This is a genomic window from Acinetobacter johnsonii (genome assembly GCF_048551975.1).
GTDB classification, from domain to species: domain Bacteria; phylum Pseudomonadota; class Gammaproteobacteria; order Pseudomonadales; family Moraxellaceae; genus Acinetobacter; species Acinetobacter johnsonii_A.
In genome coordinates this window covers 1-252 of record NZ_JBIMCF010000315.1, presented here as the reverse complement: position 1 = coordinate 252, position 252 = coordinate 1, and the positions used below count along the sequence as shown (strand labels likewise).

At 44.8% G+C, this 252-nt stretch carries 1 protein-coding gene; it reads right to left on the bottom strand.

The features are described from left to right. Positions 1-26: 26 nt before the first annotated feature. A partial coding sequence (locus ACG9ZB_RS17630) for an H-NS family nucleoid-associated regulatory protein (RefSeq protein ID WP_419326884.1) occupies positions 27-252 on the bottom strand: 226 nt, incomplete at its 5' end.

The window sequence follows — 252 nt, the reverse complement described above, 5'->3', positions numbered from 1 at the left end:
TGTCACATCTGTGACAAGGTGAGGACTTAGATTAGAAAATCTTCAAGCTTCGCACCTTTTTCTAACTGAGCCACTAACCAACGTGGGTGCTTACCACGGCCAGTCCATGTCTCAACAGCATTGCCTTTGTTACGGTAACGCGGTTCAACCGACTTACGTGTGCCTTTTTTCCGCTTGGTCGCGCCAAACTCTAAAATTTGTTCAATGCTTAAGCCTACATTTTCCGCAATCGCGTTAATTTGAGTATAAGCA